Consider the following 19144-nt stretch of genomic DNA (forward strand, 5'->3'; position numbering starts at 1 on the left):
AGGAATTCATTAAAAATTTAAACAAATCTCTCTCAAGTAATGGTATAATTAGGCAGAACTTATTTTTACTAAAAGGTGACGAAAAAATGGATCTCGTAAAAGATATCATTCTACAAATTACATTTGTTATTTTACCAATTTTTATCTTTCATCTATTTTGGTTAAGCAGGAATACTCTTAATGCACTGAAAACTAATAAACCTTTGATCACAATTGGTTGTATGATTTCATCTATCCTTTGTATTATTACCCCGATTGAAATTTTTGATGGTGCTTTTTTAACTCTTCATACAATCCCATTGTTTATCAGCTTTGTTTACGGTGGCTATATTCCAGGATTCTTAACTCTTCTTACTTCTATTACATATTTAATAGACCCTTATGAGTATAGCATCCTTTATATTATCGTTAGCATTATGGCCTATTGCATAATTGCATTTTCGACTCGAAATGATTGGTTAAAGTACACATTAAGGAAAAAGTTCCTATATTCGGCCATATATGGTGGAACGATTCTAATTTTCTCTATTCTTACCCTCTTATTTGTAAGCGTTTCAAAAATATGGGCTATTAACATACAATATTATATGCTGATTGTCATTTCTGTCATAATTTTAACCCTTATGTTAGCCCTATCCATTTACTTAATTGAATATATGAGATCAATGGCTGTCTTGCGGTTAGAGTTAGTCAAGGCAGAAAAATTATCTATAGTTAGTGAACTTGCTGCAAGTGTAGCACATGAAGTCAGAAACCCATTAACTGTTGTTCGAGGTTTTGTTCAACTTATCGGAAATTCAACTGATAGTACGGAGAGTCAACGAAGGGAATATATGAATCTCGTTCTTGCAGAACTAGATCGAGCGCAATCTATTATAACGGACTATCTTGGAATAGCTGGTCAAAATCAAATGCAAAAAGAAAAAATCAATTTAACGGAAACCCTTAATGAAATTACTATGCTAATGACATCATATGCTAATTTTAAAACAGTTAGATTCATCTGCGATATTGAAAAGAACTTGTATGTTTATGGTGACCGCTCAAAATTAAAACAAGTTTTCATCAATATTATTAAAAATTCTATTGAAGCAGTACCAAGTTTAAACGGAATTGTGACAATTAAAGCAGAAGTGAAGGAAGAACTAATTTATATAAGAATAACAGATAACGGAGTCGGAATGACAAAAGAACAAATTGAACGATTGGGCGAACCCTATTATTCTCTTAAAGAAAATGGAACAGGTCTTGGTCTAACCGTTACATACAGCATTATAAAAAGTCACGGCGGATCTGTAAAATACTCAAGTGAACCAAACAATGGCACTGTCGCAGTTATTCGATTACCTTTATTTATAAATAAAACCACCGCTCATTCATATGAGGCACATCAGAACTTGGGATAAAAGATTGTAAATTCAATTGCTATCATACATATTTAAAAATTTTATATTTTTGACATACAAAAAAGGATGATTCGTCGTATTTGATCATCCTTTTTGCTTTTTATTCTTCCTCAGGTGGTGTAACTTCCTTTTTATCACTACGCTCAGCTTCTTTTTCAGTGATTTCTCCACATGCAATTCGTTGTCCGGAATCACCTGCCGGCTGTGTCATTCCATCATCTTTCCCTTCGGTTATGACAATGGATGTACCTTCTTCACGGAGCAAGGAATTTTTTTTACCAGTCTTCAAAGTTAGCTCAGGAGCCATTAATGTTGCTTCAGCTTTTCCATTCTCTGAAATGATGTTTGGCAAATCTCCTGCGTGCGCACCTTCTGGATGAAGCAAACCATGCTGTTTTTCTTCAGGGTTTAAATGATCTCCTGCAGACTTAAAATCAGGAGCCTTACATACTCCTTTTTCATGTATGTGTAAACCATGCTCGCCATCTGGCAATCCCTCAAGCAATACCTCTAGCTCAACTCCTTCGGATTGCTCTGAGACTTTAATTGTCCCTAAAGAGTCTCCATTCCCATTAAACATCTCAACATCCATTTTTGTAATTTCTTTTTCTATACAGCCAGTTAAAATAAAAAGAAATGCGATTAAAAAAATTCTATGCTTCATTATACCCTCCAACAAAAGTATTGGCTAAAGGGTATTTTTCACATTGCATTCTATTCTTATACACGTTCCATACATAATTAAGCTTGTATAAATTTTTACTGTGAGCGGTTGCAACAATTCCTTTAGATCTTTACTTTTCTTTCGAATGCTTGCCTTCTTTTAGCAATTTATCAACTTTGTCTTCCTCTTTTTTCGATACTTTTAAAATAAAACGAAAAGCAAAAAAGGCTGCGATTGTAAAGATGACCATCGTAATAGCTGCCGGAATATATTCTGTTTTATCTTCAGGGAAATATAAAAATAATCCTAAAATAGGGTATAGGTTTTCCAATTTACTCACGCCCTCTCTTTTTCTTACTATAGCAAGATTTTTCCCATTTCACTAGTTAGTCAAAGGATATAAAACAAAACTGTCACAATTACGTGAAAATACCTACTTTAGCATTACGTGGTAATATATAATGGAGCTATCCGATTATGAATAAAGGGGTGAAGGAAATGGAAGAAAAGCAAATTGGAGATGTTGTTACAGGGATATATAAAACAGGGAAGTATATTGGAGTCATCACCGACATTCGACCGATGCATTATTTAGTCCAAATAAAAGCTGTTGTTAAGCATCCTCAACAAGGAGATTTACATAACCCAAAACAAGCAGATGTTCAAATGTTTCATGAACGAAGAGCATTAGCTTTTAATGAACAAACAAATGTACCAAAGCAAATGGTAAAGGCTTTCGAAGGAGAGATTCCAGATTATCGCGAGTCACTAGAGAAGGCTGTACAAACCATGAAAATGAATTTAGAAGAATTGAACACAGAGTGGGCAAAACAATCACTTAGCAGATTAAATGTTTTAGAAAAAGAATATTTCCCTCAAAATTGAGCTTTACTCAATAACAATATTACCTATTTATATCCACAATATTGTTATTGAGCCTTTTTCTTTTGTACGCTTTTATTAAACCCTTTATTTTTCTATTATGTTGCATATTTATTTAAAACCTCAGATAAATCAATTCGTTCTCCGATTGTAGGTGGAGTGGGTTTTTGCAAATACCTTTTGTCATCTTCAACTAACTTGAATAAATTATAGGTAGTTTTGGCATCATCCAATGCACGATGATGTTTTCCAGTTGCTTTCTTTCCGTATTCTTCAACAGCCTTCCATAAACCTGTTTGATTACGATCTCCAAAGAACTTTTTATACTCCATGGATAGATCTCTGTTTTTTCCTGAAAACGGAAATTCCTTCTTAACCATTTCACAATTATGCCGCAATACTTTCATATCCATATTACCCCATGTAATAACCGTTGTAGGGGCTTTTTGATCGTAATCAGTTAAAATCCCTAACAGTTCTGTAAATGTTATACCCTGATCTATTTTTTCTTGTGAAATTTGCAGAAAGGTTTTACAGCGTTCACTTAAAATGGGGAATTGGTTTGGTTTGACGTATGAGGAGAATTGCTCTTCAATCTTGTGATTTTTGACAGAAACAATACCCACTTCAATGATTTCCGGATAAAATCCCTTTGGGTTAGACTTCCCTTCTGGCATAGTAAACTCAAAATCAATAAATAATAATTGTTCTTGTCCCTCCAATCTGTTTCACTCCTCCTTTACTAAGAAATAGTTTGTTTGTTTCATTATATCACCGAAGCACAAGAAAGAACTTCAATTTTCCGAAAAATAATGAAATATCCCTTGACTATTTTTATAAAGTAAACGGTTTAAGTGGTCTCTCCTTTTAAACTATATTCATCTCCCCTGTTTGTTAGGTATAATTTTTAAAAGAATAAATGTATTAAGTACTCTTATTTTTCCAAAATCATGTACAATAGGTCTAATGACCTTAAAATTGGCTTTGGTAAACTGCATGTTGATTCCGTTCTCATTACATAAGAAATCAACTGATTATTTCTTAGCCTAATATTCAAGAAAGAAAGTGAAATATATGCGGAATTTATTTGGATGGATGTCCATCATCATTATGGTTCCTCTTTTCCTTCTTTGCGGAATCGTAGCAGGGAAAGAATCTCAGGCTGTTAAAGGATTGGGAACTGTATTAGATGAGAAAATCCCTATCGATTCGGTCCAATTAGTTGAAAACAGCTATATTTTTGATCATGATGGTCGTCTTATATCAGAGGTTATTTCGAATCAACAAAATCGAACATACCTTACATACGAAAATATTCCTGATATAGTCAAAACATTATACATTGAGTCTGAGGACAAGCGTTTTTTTGCGCATATTGGTTTTGATCCAGCAGGCATGCTCCGTGCTGTATTAGTAAACGCTCATTCTCAATCTGTTGAGCAGGGCGGGAGTACAATTACTCAACAATTAGCTCGTAATGTGTATTTGTCACATGAACAGTCTTATAACCGAAAATTAAGTGAGCTCTTATATTCCTATCAACTAGAAAAAAACTTCACAAAGGAGCAAATTCTAGAAGCATACTTGAATGCTATCTACTTTGGAAATGGAACATATGGAATAGGGACAGCTTCAACATACTATTTTAATAAGCAAATTCAAGAACTAAGCTTAGCAGAGCTTGTCTTTATTAGTGCGATTCCAAATAATCCAACAATGTATGACCCTGTAAAAAACTTTAATGCAACAAAAGAGAGACAAGAAAGGTTGCTTCAGCTTTTATTTGAAACAGGGGCTATTTCAGATGAGGAGTTACAAGAAGCTATAGAGGGCTCTATAAACCTTTCGATAAAACCACGTACTGACACAAATGCCGATTACGTATCATATGTTCATTATGAATTAAAACAATTAATCGCTGAAAACGAAGGTTTTGCTCAGCAAGAAGAAACAGCCAAAAACGAAGAGACACTGGAAAAGCTATTAAATGAAAGAGTGGATCAGATTCTAAGTAAGGGTGTGATTATCCATACAGCATTGGAATCAGAACGCCAAGATACTTTAGTTCGTGCCCTAAAGCAATATATTCCATCAAATGATATACAAGGATCTGCAGTTGTTATTAATCATAAAACACATCAAATTGTTGCCTTATCCGGCGGGAAAGATTATGAAAAGTACTCCTTTAATCGAGCTTTTCATGCATACAGGCAACCAGGCTCAGCTATTAAGCCTTTACTAGACTATGCTCCTTATATTGATGTAACTGGTGCGACAGCTGCATCCAAAATAGATGCAAGTCAATTTTGCGCTAATGACTGGTGCCCTGAAAATTATAGTGGACGAAATTATGGGATGGTCACATTAGAAACCGCACTAAAATATTCCTATAATACAGCGGCCGTTCGTATGCTTGATCAAATTGGAATTGAAAAAGGATTTTCCTATTTAGAGCCTTTTCAGTTTAAAAATATTTCAGAGATAGATCATAAGCTACCAGCTGCAATTGGTGGAGTCAGTATAGGGGTTTCACCACTGGAATTAACAAATGCATACACAACGTTTGGTAATGACGGACTATATTATCAAAACCATGCGATCATAAAAGTGACAGATTTAAACGGTCAAACACTTTATGAATGGAAGGAAGAACCTACTCGTGTGTGGAAGGAATCCACTAATTCTCAAATGCGCTCACTACTTTCAGCAGTTGTAAAGAGCGGAACAGGGCAAAGAGCATATGTTGCGAGTAATTATATTGGTGGAAAGACAGGAACTTCAAATAATTACTACGACCTTTGGTTTGCTGGATTAACTGATACCTATACGGGAGCTGTTTGGGTTGGAAAGGATCAGCCTGGTAATATTGAAAGTATGTATACTAAAGCCCCACAGCAACTGATATGGAAAGAGATGATGGAGTAACTCTTTGTAAAAGGAGGTTTTTTCATGAATGGTAACGAACATTCACCTATTTTGCTTTTTGATGGAGTTTGTCAATTTTGTGACCACTCTGTTCAATTCCTAATTCGTCATGATCAAAAGGGAATCATTAAATTTGCGGCATTACAGTCCAATACAGGACAAAAGCTATTACGAGAGCACGGACTTTCAACAACCGATCTGAAAAGTTTGGTTTTCATTCATCAACATCGATATTTTACAAAATCAACAGCTGTTGTTGAAATATGTGATCAACTGGGCGGTAAATGGAGGGTATTATCTGTTATTTTAAAATTAATACCAAGCACCATTCGTGATTCCATTTATGATATCGTTGCAAAAAATCGTTTTAAATGGTTTGGACAAAAAGATCAATGTATTATACCGAGTAAAGAAATAAGAGATAGATTTTTACTATAAAAGCTGGCCTTAGACGAATGTCTGGGCCAGCTTTTTTATACAGGCAAACTCGCCATTATACTATTATAAAGTCTAAAGCAAATGTACATCGTTCCTAATATAAAAATAAACCAAAAAAGGACATGGAATAACACTAATCCTATTAATGAAAAAGATGTCAATGTTTGACTAAATTTATAAACAATATAAACAAAATATCCGAGTGTCGAAAGAAGAAAGATCCCGATAATAAAAATTGGATACTGCACTACAATTAAAGATAACGAACCACCTATTAAATAAATAACAGATCCGCCTCTTATTTTCGTTAAATTCTCTCCCGCTACATCTTTCGAGAAAAACAACAGAGAAAGCTCTGTGACTGTGTTTGCTATTAGTTTTAATGCTGAAAAAACCATAAAAAATAGAAGAGTAAAAAGAATAAACAAAGCAAGCTTAATTCCGTTATTTGAAAAAAACTCCAGCATTCCATCATAAATGCCAAAGGTTTGGAGAAAATCAATTACGATCATTACCATTGCAATCGAAAGAGAGGAACTAAAGAGTAAAATCGTTATAAGCGGAAAATAGCTTGTAAAGTATGTATTTTTCATTGTCAAAATCCTTACTATTTTAAATTAAATTTCTTCCTTATTATGAAGTAGGGAGTTGCTTTTGACAAGACAAAGCAGAGTATTCTGTCGAAATATTTGGAGTTTTTTATCCTTCTGGAAAATCGAAAACAGGATGTTTGAATTCCACACCCTGTTAACGAATTACCACACGTACATATTCGCGTGGTCGAAACTTTTCAAAGACATTCGCATCTTCTGTTATCATTTCAATCGGTGTTTCTGTATTCGTTAACCGAATAGCGGAATCGTCAAATGAAACGGTTTCGACATATTCTCTTTTCACTTTTTCATTTACATACCAAGCACCGCTAAATAAGGATGAGAATAAGCATCCTGCGACAAAAATCTTTGTTTTGTGCATGGAATCACCTCAACTTTAGGATGCTCTTCAGACTTTTATAATATACAAGTGAGCAGAAATTTGTTATCATTTTTATGTTCATATGAACTTGAAATGAGCATTATTTGATATCATTTCATAGTTGTCCACAATCTGGAACATAATAATCAGTAGCATTTTTTTATAACTGATCGACCAGATGAAATAATGAATACTGTAAGGAGGTTAAAAAATGACGTTATTACACGTGGCCATCTTATCACCATTTTTACTTGCCATATTTATTCCATTCCTGTATAAGTTTTTCCGTCAAGTACATACAGGTTGGTTTGTGTTAGTATTGCCAATACTACTCTTTATTTACTTCGTACAATTTATTGAAGATAGTATGCACGGACACAATATCCGTCAAACTGTGGAATGGATCCCTTCTCTCGGTATTAACTTTACAGCATACATAGATGGTCTAGGACTATTGTTTGCCTTATTAATTTCGGGTATCGGTGCATTAGTTGTTCTTTATTCAATTTACTATCTTTCAAAGGATAAGGAACAGTTAAATACCTTCTATGTATATTTGTTAATGTTCATGGGAGCTATGCTGGGAGTTGTCTTGTCAGATAACTTAATTGTCCTTTACACTTTCTGGGAGTTTACATCTCTTTCTTCCTTTTTGCTTATTGGATATTGGTACAAGAGAGAAAAATCTCGTTATGGTGCACAAAAGTCAATGATCATCACTATCTTTGGTGGACTTCTCATGCTTGGTGGTTTCATCATGCTGTACATCATGACAAATACCTTCAGCATTAGAGAAATTATTAGTCAGGTACCTCAAATAACAGATCATCAGTTATTTGTTCCTGCCCTTATTCTTGTGCTTTTTGGCGCATTCACTAAATCGGCTCAGTTCCCATTCTATATTTGGTTACCAGACGCGATGGAAGCACCTACACCTGTTAGTGCCTACCTCCATTCTGCAACAATGGTAAAGGCGGGGATTTATTTAGTCGCACGGTTTAGCCCAGTGTTCGCTGGTACACCAGAATGGTTCTGGATTGTTTCTTTATTCGGAATCTTCACGATGTTCTGGGGATCATTTAATGCAGTAAAACAAACAGACTTAAAAGGTATCTTAGCTTTTTCTACTGTCAGTCAATTAGGTATGATCATGTCCATGTTCGGGATCGGATCTGCCGCTCTTGTACTTGATTCAATAGATAATAGCTACTATACAGTAGCAACCCTTGCGGCTATCTTCCATTTGATCAATCATGCAACCTTTAAAGGAAGTCTATTTATGGTCGTCGGTATTATTGACCATGAAACAGGTACACGTGACATTCGAAAGCTTGGCGGATTAATGAGTCTTATGCCAATTACGTTTACGATTTCAATTATCGGTGCCTTTTCAATGGCAGGCTTACCACCTTTTAATGGATTTTTAAGTAAAGAAATGTTTTTTACAAGTATGATACGAGTACTTGAAATGGATGTATTTAATGTAGAAACAATTGGGCTTCTATTCCCGATTTTTGCTTGGATAGGAAGCATCTTTACCTTTATCTACAGTATGGTATTAGTCTTTAAAACCTTTACTGGAAAATATCAGCCAGAAAAGCTTAAGAAAAAACCACATGAAGCACCAATTGGGATGCTTATATCACCAATTATTTTAGCTTCACTTGTGATTATTTTCTTCTTCTTCCCTAATATTTTAGCTTACACCATTATTGAACCTGCAATGGCTTCAGTTATACCGGCATTATTAGGCGATGAAGGACATTTCCATGTTCATATTTCACCTTGGCATGGCTTCACGGTAGAGCTATTTATGACAATAGGTGTGGTTGCCTTAGGAATACTGGGCTATTTATCACTTACAAAATGGAGATCTGTTTATGGATTGTTCCCAGAGAAGCTTACCCTTAACAAAGGATATAATGCAGCTTTGGAACAGCTTGATAAATCCTCTTTCCGTCTAACAAGATTTTATATGACTGGATTTATCAGAGATTATCTAGCTTATATTTTTACGTTCTTTATTCTTATTTTAGGAACATCTCTTGTTCTAACTGACGGGTTTTCCTTTTCATTAGCTGATACAGCTCCAGTTGGAATATATGAGGCAGTTCTTGCAATCGTCATGGTGATTGGTACAATTACTGTTTTATTTTCTAAATCACGTTTAACAGCAATTATTGCGTTAGGCTCAGTCGGATATTCATTATCTCTGTTCTTCGTTTTATTTAGAGCACCTGACCTTGCACTTACACAGCTTTGTGTAGAAACTGTCTCTGTAGCTTTATTCTTACTCTGCTTTTATCATCTTCCAGAGTTTAAGAAAAAAGAAAAGAAACTGCATTTTAAATTAACAAACCTCATCATTTCACTTGGAGTTGGTACGATTGTTACACTTATTGCTTTATCTGCAAACAGTCAGCGTGTAAGTGAAACCATCTCAACTTACTTTGTTGAAAACAGCTACAAGCTTGCAGGCGGAAAAAATATGGTTAACGTCATTCTTGTAGACTTTAGAGGATTTGATACTTTATTTGAAATAACAGTACTAGGAATTGCTGCACTAGGAATTTTCAGTATGATTCGTTTACAAGTCAGAAAGGGGGAAGAAGGGTGAAAAAAAATGTTAAAACAAATGATGTCATTTTCCAAACAGCCACAAAGGTTGTTGTGTTTATCATCATCATTTACTCATTGCATCTCTTCTTTTCTGGACACTATACACCAGGTGGAGGCTTTATCGGTGGATTGATGACGTCGTCAGCATTCGTTCTTTTACTGCTTGCATTTGATATCAAAACCGTAGTGAATACACTACAGCTTGATTATATAAAGCTAACTGCTGTTGGATTACTCATTGCTGTACTTACTGGAATTGGGTCATTCGCCTTTAATGTTCCGTTTCTAACTCATACCTTCAGCTATGTTGAATTACCGTTTCTTGGTGAGACAGCATTAGCTACAGCTGTTTTATTTGATCTAGGTGTATATCTTGTTGTTATTGGTGTAACCATGACCATTATTCAAACGATTGGAGAGACGGAATAATGGAAGTATTAATGTCAATTGTTGTTGGTGTTTTGTTTTCTGCCGCTGTTTATTTAATGTTATCTAAGAGTTTATTACGAATTATTATTGGTACTGGACTACTTAGTCATGGCGCCCATTTACTTATCTTAACAATGGGCGGACTAAAAAAAGGGGCTGCACCGCTGCTTGGAGAACATGCAGAAGTCTATGTTGATCCACTTCCACAAGCATTGATTTTAACTGCGATCGTTATTAGCTTTGGGGTAACATCATTTTTCCTTGTTCTTGCGTATCGTTCATACCAAGAATTAGGAACAGATGATATGGATCAACTAAGGGGAAATGATCAATATGAATAACTTAATTATTTTACCTATTGTCATCCCATTACTGATGGGAATCATTCTAATCTTTTTCAATAAACAAATAAAAGTTCAAAAATGGCTAAGTGCCATTGCTTCCTTAGCAAGCATTATCGTATCCATTGTCATTGTTCACACCGTTCATGTTGAAGGCATTCAGACATTGGAAATTGGAAATTGGGCACCCCCATATGGAGTTGTACTAGTAGCTGATATGTACGCTAGTTTATTAGTGTTAACTACAGCAATTATTGGGTTTACCTCGTTGTTGTTTGCTTTTTCATCAACGACAATTGAAAGAGAAAAATTTTATTTTTACCCAGCTGTTCAATTTCTATTACTAGGTGTTACAGGCGCGTTTTTAACAGGAGATATTTTTAACCTGTTTGTTTTCTTTGAAGTGATGCTTATGTCATCCTATATGCTGATCGTTTTAGGCAGTTCAAAGAATCAACTTCGGGAATCTTTAAAATACATTCTTGTTAATGTTATCTCTTCTGCCCTATTCGTTATCGCTGTTGCTTATCTTTATGCTTTAACAGGAACATTAAATATGGCTGATTTAAGCGTAAGAATTGCAGAAATGGGTCAATCCGGACTATTAACAGTCATCGCCATTCTATTCTTAGTCATTTTTGGACTAAAGGGTGCGATATTTCCGTTATATTTCTGGCTACCTGGTTCGTACCAGGCACCACCAGCTGTCGTAACAGCCCTTTTTGGAGCGTTACTAACAAAGGTGGGTGTCTATTCCATTACACGTGTATTCACTCTTATTTTTTATCATGAACCTTCCTTTACTCATGAGATTCTCGCATGGTTGGCTGCATTAACGATCATTTTTGGTGTCATCGGTGCGATAGCTTATTGGGATATTAAAAAGATTGTCATCTATAATATCATCACAGCTGTAGGAGTCATTCTTTTTGGAGTAGCGGCAAATACACAAAACGCTATAGAAGGATCTGTTTATTACCTTGTTCATGATATGATCATTAAGGGAGCGTTATTCTTCCTTGTCGGAGCAATTATTGCGGTAACTGGAACAAGTAATCTGCGTAAATTTAGCGGCTTGATTGCCAGCCATCCTTTTTTAGGTTGGATGCTATTCATTGCTTCTTTATCTCTAGCAGGAATACCTCCACTTAGTGGATTTGTAGGAAAGCTAAAAATTATTCAAGGTGGGTTTGAAGCCGGAGAGTATACAATCTCGTTTGTTGTTCTTCTTTCAAGCTTGTTAGTTCTTTATTCTGTGATGAAGATATTTATCCATGGATTTTGGGGAGAGCCAAATAAAGAGGCAATCACACAAACATCACCAAAAGGTTTGCTATTACCAATTGCTCTCTTATTAGCTTTATCTGTTGCGTATGGTTTCGGTGTTGAATTTTTATCACCTTATATATCTCAGGCTGCCGATACTCTACTTGATCCATCAATCTATATTCAAGCCGTATTGAAGGAGTAGTGCATATGGCATTTCAAATTTTACTCAACGTTTTTCTAGCGTTTATCTGGATGTTTCTTTCTAATGATTATTCTTCTTTAGCATTTTGTAAAGGATACTTTTTTGGGTTTATCATCATCTTTGCATTAAGACGTTTCTTTGATCACCGCTTCTACTTTTTAAATGTTATGGCGGTCATCAGGCTTATTGGGATCTTCCTGATTGAGCTTATTAAATCGAACATCTCTGTATTAAAAGTTATTCTGTCTCCAAAGCTTGGATTACGCCCTGGTATTTTTGCTTTAGAGACAGAGCTCGAAAAAGATTGGGAAATTACGATATTATCTAACTTGATCACCTTAACTCCTGGAACGCTTGTTGTTGAGGTTTCTGAGGATAATAAAACATTATATATCCATGCAATGGATATTGACGATGTTGAACAAGCAAAGCTTGATATTAAAAATACGTTCGAAAAAGCAATTAAGGAGGTGAGCCGTTAATATGTTTATGATTATGATGACCATTTCACTGATTATCGTGGCAATCTCGACATTCTTATATGTTTATCGATTGGTGAAAGGTCCTACAACACCCGATCGTGTCATCGCTCTTGATGCAATCGGTATTAACTTAATCGCTATTACGGCCATTATCTCCATTGTTCTTAATACAAGTGCTTTCGTTGAAGTCATCCTTTTATTAGGGATACTAGCTTTTATCGGAACAGTTGCATTTAGTAAATTCTTGGAGAAAGGAGAGATCATTGAAAATGATCGAAATCAGTAAGTTCATTATAGGCTACCTTATTCTCCAAGGAGCATTATTGAGTCTAATAGCAGCGATAGGTGTCGTGAGACTGCCTGATCCTTATACTCGCAACCATGCCGCATCAAAAAGTGCGACATTGGGAATTATCAGTATTCTATTAGGGTTGTTTCTATATTACCTGCTCATTGATCATCATGCGAACTCGAGAGTATTATTAGGAATAATTTTCGTGTTCATTACTGCACCTGTAGCAGGACATTTGATTAGTAGAGCAGCCTATAATATCGGGGTCCCTCTCTGGAATAAAAGTGTTCAAGATGATTTAGCTAAGGCCCGTTCAAAACAAAAAAGTAGATGAGCAATATGCTCGTCTACTTTTTTATTACAGGAATTTTCAATAAGATAAATTATTTCTTCCTCTTTAAAATAGCTATTGTACATCTTGAAAGACAAATTAGTTCATTTTCTTCATCTACGATCTTAACTTCCCACACCATTGTTGTTTTTCCGCGATGTACTGGTTTGGCATAAGCTGTTACCGTTCCAGACTTCTTACCGCGAATGTGATTTGCATTGATTTCAAGGCCTACACAAGCCTCTGTTTCCTGATCTATTAAGTGAAATGCCCCAATGCTTGCTGCAGTTTCAGCCAAGGCAACAGAAGCTCCTCCGTGCAGCAGGCCAAACGGCTGATGTGTTCGATGATCAACAGGCATTGTCGCAACAACGACCTGATCTGTAACTGAGATTATCTCAATCCCAAGCGCTTCCATTAATGTATTTTTTATATTAAACTCCATGAAATCACCCCAAGAAACCTTTCGCTGCTGTTTACTCTTTTCTACTACTTTCTAAGTACAAATACTACAAGGATAAAATATCCGCATATTAAAAATAATGCAGGCCACACTGCCATAATGTCCATTATAACCTCCTATACTCGTAAAGGTATAAATAACATCATAAAGGATAAACATCATGACAATGTTGAGACTATGTTTAGATTTTGTAAAAGTTAAAAATTGTAAATCTAATCGATAATTCCATTAGATTTCGCAATCAAAACAGCTTCTGTTCGACTGCTAACATTTAATTTATTGAAAATAGAAGTCAGGCTGTATTCAATCGATCGTTTACTTAAATGAAGGTGATCAGCTATCTCTTGATTCGTAAATCCTTTTTCTACTTCTTGCAGGATCGCTTTCTCTCGATCATTAAACACTTGCTCCTCTGCTTCAATATGCTCTGCATCCACCTGATTTTGCAAAAGCAATTTTTGGAAATAATCATAAGGTACGACAATGTCTCCTTCTATCGCAAGCCGAATATATGTAAGAAGCTTTTGCTTTGATTCTGTTTTACTAATTGCACCATGAATTCCAAGTCGAAGCGCCTCTTCAAAATAATCATCAACATCATAACCAGTATAAAGTATAACTTTACACGCTTGTTTCATTTCTAATATCGTCTTAGAGAGCTCCATCCCATTGACTTCACCTAAGTTCAAATCCATTAAAATAACATCAAACGGAGAAAAATCCAGCTTTTTGAAGGCCTCCTCTGTATAAGGCGGATTTAAACAATCTACTTTAACTCCTTCTTCAGCCTCCAATATTGCCTTTGTTCCTTCCCTAACTGCCGGGTGATCATCGACAACTAATATATGTATCATAAGAACTCTCCTTTCAAAAACCATATTTATTAACCTTGCTACAATAAGACAATTTGAAAGTGAAGGTATTATTTCCCTTCATTTTCAAATTGTCTTATGACTAAAAGCCTTCAGACACTTTAAAAAAGAGACCTGGCACATAGCCAAGTCCTATTATATTTCAATGTCTAATTTTAGACCATTGTCCTTAGAAGTTTCAATAGAGAACGATCCCTTAAGGGCCTTAACTCGCTCACTTATTCCTGAAAGCCCCATACTCTCTGTTTTATCCTCCATATCACTAAGCTCAAAGCCAACCCCATTATCCTCATAATGAAAGACAATTTTGTCTTTAATACAAACTAAAATAATCAGGACATTGGTTGCCTGTGAGTGCTTATGTGCATTTGTGAGTAACTCCTGGACAATTCGGTAAATATTTAATTGTGCATCAATATCTAATGTTTTTGAAAAATTTCCCGTATTTAATCGAATATCAAAGTTTACGATTTCTTGATACTGAGCTACTAATTTGTTTAAGGCTTTTACAAGACCTAAATCATAAAGTAATTGTGGACGTAACTCCTGACATGTTTCTCTCGTTGTTTTAATGATTCGTGTCATGCTGCTGTTCATATTTTGAAGCTGATTTTTTAATCTCTCATCATTTGCTTCTGCAAGTGCTAATTCGCACTGTCTTTTTAAAGAGACTAAGTCCTGTAAAACAGAGTCATGAAGATCTTTCGCTAAGTTAGATCGTTGTTTTTCTTCTATTGAGAATAATAACTTTGTTAGCCAACCTGGATTTTCACCCTGTGTTTCAACCTTTTGTAAATGTTGCATTAATTCATCAATTTTCAAGAAATTTTCCAGCGAAACATTCGTATAAAACGATAACGTTTTTAACCATGATATTTCATCTCTTGTTAAGATCGGTGTATTCAATATTGATAAACAAACTAATACATAGCTTCGGTTGTCTGTTACACCAATATTAATAATGAACCCTTTGTCCACTTCGATAATCTTTCCTACTTCATTTGATACCTCTTTAATTTCAGACACATATTCACCATAATCCGCTTCCTTCGCATGTGGATCTATTGATTTAATATTCTTTAGCTTATCCACTTCAATAAAGTAGGCCCTGCTAACAAGTAACACATCAACAATTACCTGTTTCAGCTCAGAAATAACCTGATCTAAATTATTCGCTTTACGGATACTTTGAGTATATTTAAAAATACTATCCTGGTAATTATATTTCTCAGAAAACCGTTTTAGTCTGAACCTGAAGTCGAAGATTTCTTTGATGTAGAAAACTAAAATTAAAAAAATAAATGTAGCAATCGAAAGCTTAATTTGGTAAAAATCAGGATCACTTTCCTTTAGATTAAGCATGATCCCTACGATCACAAAAGTTGGAATAACCGCTAACAATGAGTAATACCTAATTCGACCAAGTAAAAATTCAATATCGTATATTTTTGTAGCTAAAAATTGATATACAAGTGAAAAAGGAATTAATAATAAAAATGCTGCTAAAAACGTTGGCGGGAAAACATAATCTTGAAAAATGATATATGGAATTACATAAAATAATAAAAATGGTGAAAATGCTAACACGTTTGTTACGATCAGTACTTTTACTATATATGCTTGCTCTGAATACTTAATTTTTTTTAAGCCAACAAATTTGAGTACAAAAGTCAAAACTAGCATTATTAAGAAAGAAATTAAATTAATTATTTTATTAGTTTGACTACTATACCCAATTACATCTTTAACAACTTCTAGTATTAGGTTAAATACTACTATTGAATAACCTAGCCTTATAAAGTTAAGATTAAATAGTTTTTTTCCAAGTTCAATAAAATATTGATATAAAAAGTGTAGGTATATTACAGGTACCAATAAAAATGTGCTTAGGTTAACATATCTACTAATAATATCACCTTTTGATGAACCTGTTGCACTAATATACGCTACTGCAATAATTAACAAGAAAAGATTTAATAGATTTGCAGATTTAAGATTTGATCTTTTATTTGATTTGTAAATGTAAAAACTACAAAATAAACATAGTGTTAAAACTGTAAAAGGAATAATTATTATAAGTAAACTTTGTGTACTAAAAATTGTTTCGTTTAAGATTGAATACTCTTTAATAACTCCATCTCTACTAAGGGAAAATGACTCAACTTGTTCAATTACATGATAATCAGCAATAGGTTTATGTTTTAAAGGATCATCACCGTTAACCTCAACAAGAACATCTCCTATTTGGATTCCTATTTTTTCTGCCCATGATTTAGGTTCAAGATTTGTTATTACGATCTCTTCATTTTCATTTATTTTAACATTAGCTCCAACATAGGGATGGTTAATATTCAGTGTTATTAAATATATAGAAAAGGATATACTTAAAACAACAAAGAATATAAATGTTTTGTTGAAGTTATTACTCATTACAAACACCCTTCTTAGCTTTATAACCAGAAAGTACTAAATAATTTTCCAGCTTCCTTAATCCCTTCAATCAATCCTAAAACATCGTCTAAATCTACACCTAGTAAACTAGCTTCTCCATTTACTACTTTTTCTAGTACCTCTGGGTTTTCAATAAGAAAGTTTACGATGTCTTGCATGGCTATCTCTCCTTGTTTTTTGGATTTAATTCTATAATCAAATGAGTGTTTAAGCGCTCACTTTGATTTTCCTCGATCGGTAATTGGCGGATCATACGAGTTGCTTTGTTAATCGCAATTTGTTTCATTACATTTAAGTATTGAGCGACACCTGCATCAATTAGTTTTTGTTTAAAGTTTAGTGAACTACTAAAGTATTCGTTGATTGGTTTACCGCTTTGAAACCCTTTTAAAATTTCTATGGCTTGATCGTTGTACTTTTTTTGAAGATATAGAAAAGCTAATGTTTTCTTTTGAGAAGATACATCATTTTTGAGTGGGTTAAACAAATCTCTAAAATCATTATCAATTTGTGCTGCTAGACCTATTTGGTATGAGTATTCCTCTACTAAAGGAGAATTTGCTCCAGCAAGTAGCATGCCGCTAATTGAAGCTAGGGCGATTAATGATCCTGACTTGTTTTTCATGACTTCTAAGCATTCGTCTTCAGTCAAGATCAAGTTTTTCAGGTCTACATGTTGTCCTTCCATTGCTTGAATTGAAAATTTCGTAAATGCTTCTATAATTTGAAGCTTATACGGAGATTGAAGGGATAAAACAGCTTGCTGGCCCAATGTATAAAGGGTTGTTGCAGCATTTAGAGATACTGGATGCTCAACTTTCATCCACGGCTCGTCCACATTATCTAAATCTTCAAGATCATCAAGCATATCAAAAGATAAAACCAGAAGCTCCACTGCAGCTGCTAAAAGAGCAATTTCCTCATCTTTTCCACTAAATGATTGGTGATGAATGATCGTTATCTGTGCAAATGGAAGTTCTTCTCTTTTCTCTAAAAAAGAGAGTAAAAGATTCTTTAAATCGGTATTTTTTACACATGAGGTAATAGAATGTTTCATATATTGCTTAACTAATGTTAAAGTTTCCTCTATCCCAACCACCCCCATATGCATATATTACTATATACCCGGTATGTTTAGTAGAAAAAGAATCTATTATACCTATTATTCTAATACATTTTTACCCCAATGACCAAAATATGTCAATAAAAAAACTTGGCATTCAGCCAAGTTTCTTAAGATACATTTAAAAATGCGTATTTATCATATTTATCAATACTTTTATTTAGTAATTCTAAAGACTCTTTCGATTCTTTTAGCTCTTTTTCAATTCGAAGTAATAGCTCTGTCATTTCATCGATTTTCTTCTGATTCACTTTTTCACGCTCCTCATAAATTGGTAACAAAATCAAGCCAACTTAACGTGTTTTCATAGTTTATTTTAATTCAAAAACGAATAAATGGCACCGAAAATAATCCGTAGGACTTAATGCGTGATACCGCAACAACAACGCAATAGTCCAAATTATACATTTTCAACACAAACTTCACTGTTCTTTTCACCTGTTTTTTGTCAGCTACACTAATTTATTTATACTATTCGGTACCTATTACTCTTTATGAGGGGGGAATGTATGATCTTATTAGAAAATCTTCGCTTATCTACAAGTCCTAACAGCTATAAGTCCTTTATATTTAGAGGAATACAAAAAAAGACCCCTGTCTTTAACAAAGAGGGTCTACAGACTATTATTATACAGATAATATATTAGTTTCAAAAATCATTTGCGCCTCTTCAATTGCTAAATTCATAAGTTCAGACTTTCTTTCAATTGGTCCTTGATACTCTAAGGTGTAATCTTCTATACCTGTTTTTGAAAACAAGCATTCCATTGTTACTTTACAATTGTCTTTTTCCACCGAAAACAACGCAACCATCTTATCATCCAATACAAAAAATGTTGGCTGCTTACCCATTGAGTGTTCAAGACCTCCTTATAATGTATCGAATTGATGAGGACTTATATTTTGTCATTCTATACGTACATTTCTACAAAAGAGGTCTGTTTCCTTCTTTTCTTTTCAATTTCTATAAGAATATTCTA

The 19144-nt window shown here is 34.3% G+C and carries 23 protein-coding genes; 11 read left to right on the forward strand and 12 right to left on the reverse strand.

Annotation, left to right across the window (positions count from 1 at the left end):
* Positions 1–86 precede the first annotated feature (86 nt).
* Positions 87–1406, forward strand: coding sequence for an ATP-binding protein (locus AC4GZ8_RS17895; RefSeq protein ID WP_491083260.1), 1320 nt, complete (start codon positions 87–89; stop codon positions 1404–1406).
* Positions 1407–1506: 100 nt separating this feature from the next.
* Here AC4GZ8_RS17895 and AC4GZ8_RS17900 read toward each other — a convergent pair whose 3' ends face one another.
* The gene (locus AC4GZ8_RS17900; RefSeq protein ID WP_491083261.1) at positions 1507–2070 is read right to left on the reverse strand and encodes a superoxide dismutase family protein; all 564 of its coding nucleotides are present in this window, start codon (positions 2068–2070) and stop codon (positions 1507–1509) included.
* A 130-nt stretch (positions 2071–2200) separates the two neighbouring features.
* Positions 2201–2401, reverse strand: coding sequence for a hypothetical protein (locus AC4GZ8_RS17905; RefSeq protein WP_491083262.1), 201 nt, complete (start codon positions 2399–2401; stop codon positions 2201–2203).
* A gap of 167 nt (positions 2402–2568) precedes the next feature.
* Between AC4GZ8_RS17905 and kapB the strand changes: the two genes are divergently transcribed.
* Positions 2569–2955, forward strand: coding sequence for a kinase-associated lipoprotein KapB (gene kapB / locus AC4GZ8_RS17910; RefSeq protein WP_491083339.1), 387 nt, complete (start codon positions 2569–2571; stop codon positions 2953–2955).
* A 95-nt stretch (positions 2956–3050) separates the two neighbouring features.
* Here kapB and kapD read toward each other — a convergent pair whose 3' ends face one another.
* Positions 3051–3629 carry a 3'-5' exonuclease KapD gene (gene kapD / locus AC4GZ8_RS17915; protein WP_491083340.1) on the reverse strand — a complete coding sequence of 193 codons (579 nt, stop codon included), beginning with the start codon at positions 3627–3629 and terminating at the stop codon, positions 3051–3053.
* Between the two features lie 397 nt (positions 3630–4026).
* Here kapD and AC4GZ8_RS17920 point away from each other — a divergent pair, with 397 nt between their 5' ends.
* Together AC4GZ8_RS17920 and AC4GZ8_RS17925 are read left to right on the forward strand one after the other, a co-directional pair.
* Positions 4027–5877, forward strand: coding sequence for a transglycosylase domain-containing protein (locus tag AC4GZ8_RS17920; protein WP_491083263.1), 1851 nt, complete (start codon positions 4027–4029; stop codon positions 5875–5877).
* A gap of 24 nt (positions 5878–5901) precedes the next feature.
* Positions 5902–6315 (forward strand): thiol-disulfide oxidoreductase DCC family protein, encoded by a 414-nt coding sequence (locus AC4GZ8_RS17925; protein ID WP_491083264.1) that lies wholly within the window; start codon positions 5902–5904, stop codon positions 6313–6315.
* 35 nt (positions 6316–6350) lie between these two features.
* On the opposite strand, the gene AC4GZ8_RS17930 is transcribed toward AC4GZ8_RS17925, so the two are convergent.
* Entirely contained in the window at positions 6351–6908 is a 558-nt protein-coding gene (locus tag AC4GZ8_RS17930; RefSeq protein ID WP_491083265.1) for a DUF5366 family protein, read from the reverse strand.
* 154 nt (positions 6909–7062) lie between these two features.
* Positions 7063–7290, reverse strand: coding sequence for a hypothetical protein (locus AC4GZ8_RS17935; protein WP_491083266.1), 228 nt, complete (start codon positions 7288–7290; stop codon positions 7063–7065).
* A 211-nt stretch (positions 7291–7501) separates the two neighbouring features.
* Between AC4GZ8_RS17935 and AC4GZ8_RS17940 the strand changes: the two genes are divergently transcribed.
* From AC4GZ8_RS17940 to mnhG, 7 genes are read left to right on the forward strand one after another with little or no spacing between them, the layout of a single operon-like run.
* The gene (locus AC4GZ8_RS17940; RefSeq protein WP_491083267.1) at positions 7502–9907 is read left to right on the forward strand and encodes a Na+/H+ antiporter subunit A; all 2406 of its coding nucleotides are present in this window, start codon (positions 7502–7504) and stop codon (positions 9905–9907) included.
* Positions 9904–10338, forward strand: a complete 435-nt coding sequence (locus tag AC4GZ8_RS17945; RefSeq protein WP_491083268.1) for a Na(+)/H(+) antiporter subunit B — start codon at positions 9904–9906, stop codon at positions 10336–10338. Before AC4GZ8_RS17940 ends, AC4GZ8_RS17945 begins: the two co-directional genes overlap by 4 nt.
* Positions 10338–10679: a Na(+)/H(+) antiporter subunit C gene (locus tag AC4GZ8_RS17950; protein ID WP_491083269.1), complete on the forward strand. Its 342-nt coding sequence runs from the start codon at positions 10338–10340 to the stop codon at positions 10677–10679. Before AC4GZ8_RS17945 ends, AC4GZ8_RS17950 begins: the two co-directional genes overlap by 1 nt.
* Complete coding sequence (locus AC4GZ8_RS17955; protein ID WP_491083270.1) at positions 10672–12150, forward strand: Na+/H+ antiporter subunit D; 1479 nt, start codon at positions 10672–10674, stop codon at positions 12148–12150. The genes AC4GZ8_RS17950 and AC4GZ8_RS17955 overlap by 8 nt, the downstream gene beginning before the upstream one ends.
* Positions 12151–12155: 5 nt before the next feature.
* Complete coding sequence (locus tag AC4GZ8_RS17960) at positions 12156–12632, forward strand: Na+/H+ antiporter subunit E (protein ID WP_491083271.1); 477 nt, start codon at positions 12156–12158, stop codon at positions 12630–12632.
* Between the two features lies 1 nt (position 12633).
* Positions 12634–12918 (forward strand): Na(+)/H(+) antiporter subunit F1, encoded by a 285-nt coding sequence (locus AC4GZ8_RS17965; RefSeq protein WP_491083272.1) that lies wholly within the window; start codon positions 12634–12636, stop codon positions 12916–12918.
* The gene (gene mnhG / locus AC4GZ8_RS17970) at positions 12902–13258 is read left to right on the forward strand and encodes a monovalent cation/H(+) antiporter subunit G (protein WP_491083273.1); all 357 of its coding nucleotides are present in this window, start codon (positions 12902–12904) and stop codon (positions 13256–13258) included. The genes AC4GZ8_RS17965 and mnhG overlap by 17 nt, the downstream gene beginning before the upstream one ends.
* A gap of 49 nt (positions 13259–13307) precedes the next feature.
* On the opposite strand, the gene AC4GZ8_RS17975 is transcribed toward mnhG, so the two are convergent.
* The 7 genes from AC4GZ8_RS17975 to AC4GZ8_RS18005 all read right to left on the reverse strand — a co-directional run bounded on the left by AC4GZ8_RS17975 (position 13308) and on the right by AC4GZ8_RS18005 (position 19016).
* Positions 13308–13700, reverse strand: a complete 393-nt coding sequence (locus AC4GZ8_RS17975; RefSeq protein WP_491083274.1) for a hotdog fold thioesterase — start codon at positions 13698–13700, stop codon at positions 13308–13310.
* 230 nt (positions 13701–13930) lie between these two features.
* Entirely contained in the window at positions 13931–14572 is a 642-nt protein-coding gene (locus tag AC4GZ8_RS17980) for a response regulator transcription factor (RefSeq protein WP_491083275.1), read from the reverse strand.
* A gap of 153 nt (positions 14573–14725) precedes the next feature.
* Positions 14726–17020 carry a histidine kinase gene (locus AC4GZ8_RS17985; RefSeq protein ID WP_491083276.1) on the reverse strand — a complete coding sequence of 765 codons (2295 nt, stop codon included), beginning with the start codon at positions 17018–17020 and terminating at the stop codon, positions 14726–14728.
* 20 nt (positions 17021–17040) lie between these two features.
* A complete protein-coding gene (gene comX / locus AC4GZ8_RS17990; protein WP_491083277.1) occupies positions 17041–17199 on the reverse strand; it encodes a competence pheromone ComX in 159 nt (52 codons plus the stop codon).
* 2 nt (positions 17200–17201) lie between these two features.
* Complete coding sequence (locus AC4GZ8_RS17995) at positions 17202–18152, reverse strand: polyprenyl synthetase family protein (protein ID WP_491083278.1); 951 nt, start codon at positions 18150–18152, stop codon at positions 17202–17204.
* A gap of 122 nt (positions 18153–18274) precedes the next feature.
* Positions 18275–18415 (reverse strand): DegQ family regulator, encoded by a 141-nt coding sequence (locus AC4GZ8_RS18000; protein ID WP_491083279.1) that lies wholly within the window; start codon positions 18413–18415, stop codon positions 18275–18277.
* 376 nt (positions 18416–18791) lie between these two features.
* Positions 18792–19016, reverse strand: a complete 225-nt coding sequence (locus AC4GZ8_RS18005) for a hypothetical protein (RefSeq protein WP_491083280.1) — start codon at positions 19014–19016, stop codon at positions 18792–18794.
* Between the last annotated feature and the right edge of the window lie 128 nt (positions 19017–19144).

It is taken from the genome of Metabacillus sp. RB-C-LZQ-3-1 (assembly GCF_058315175.1).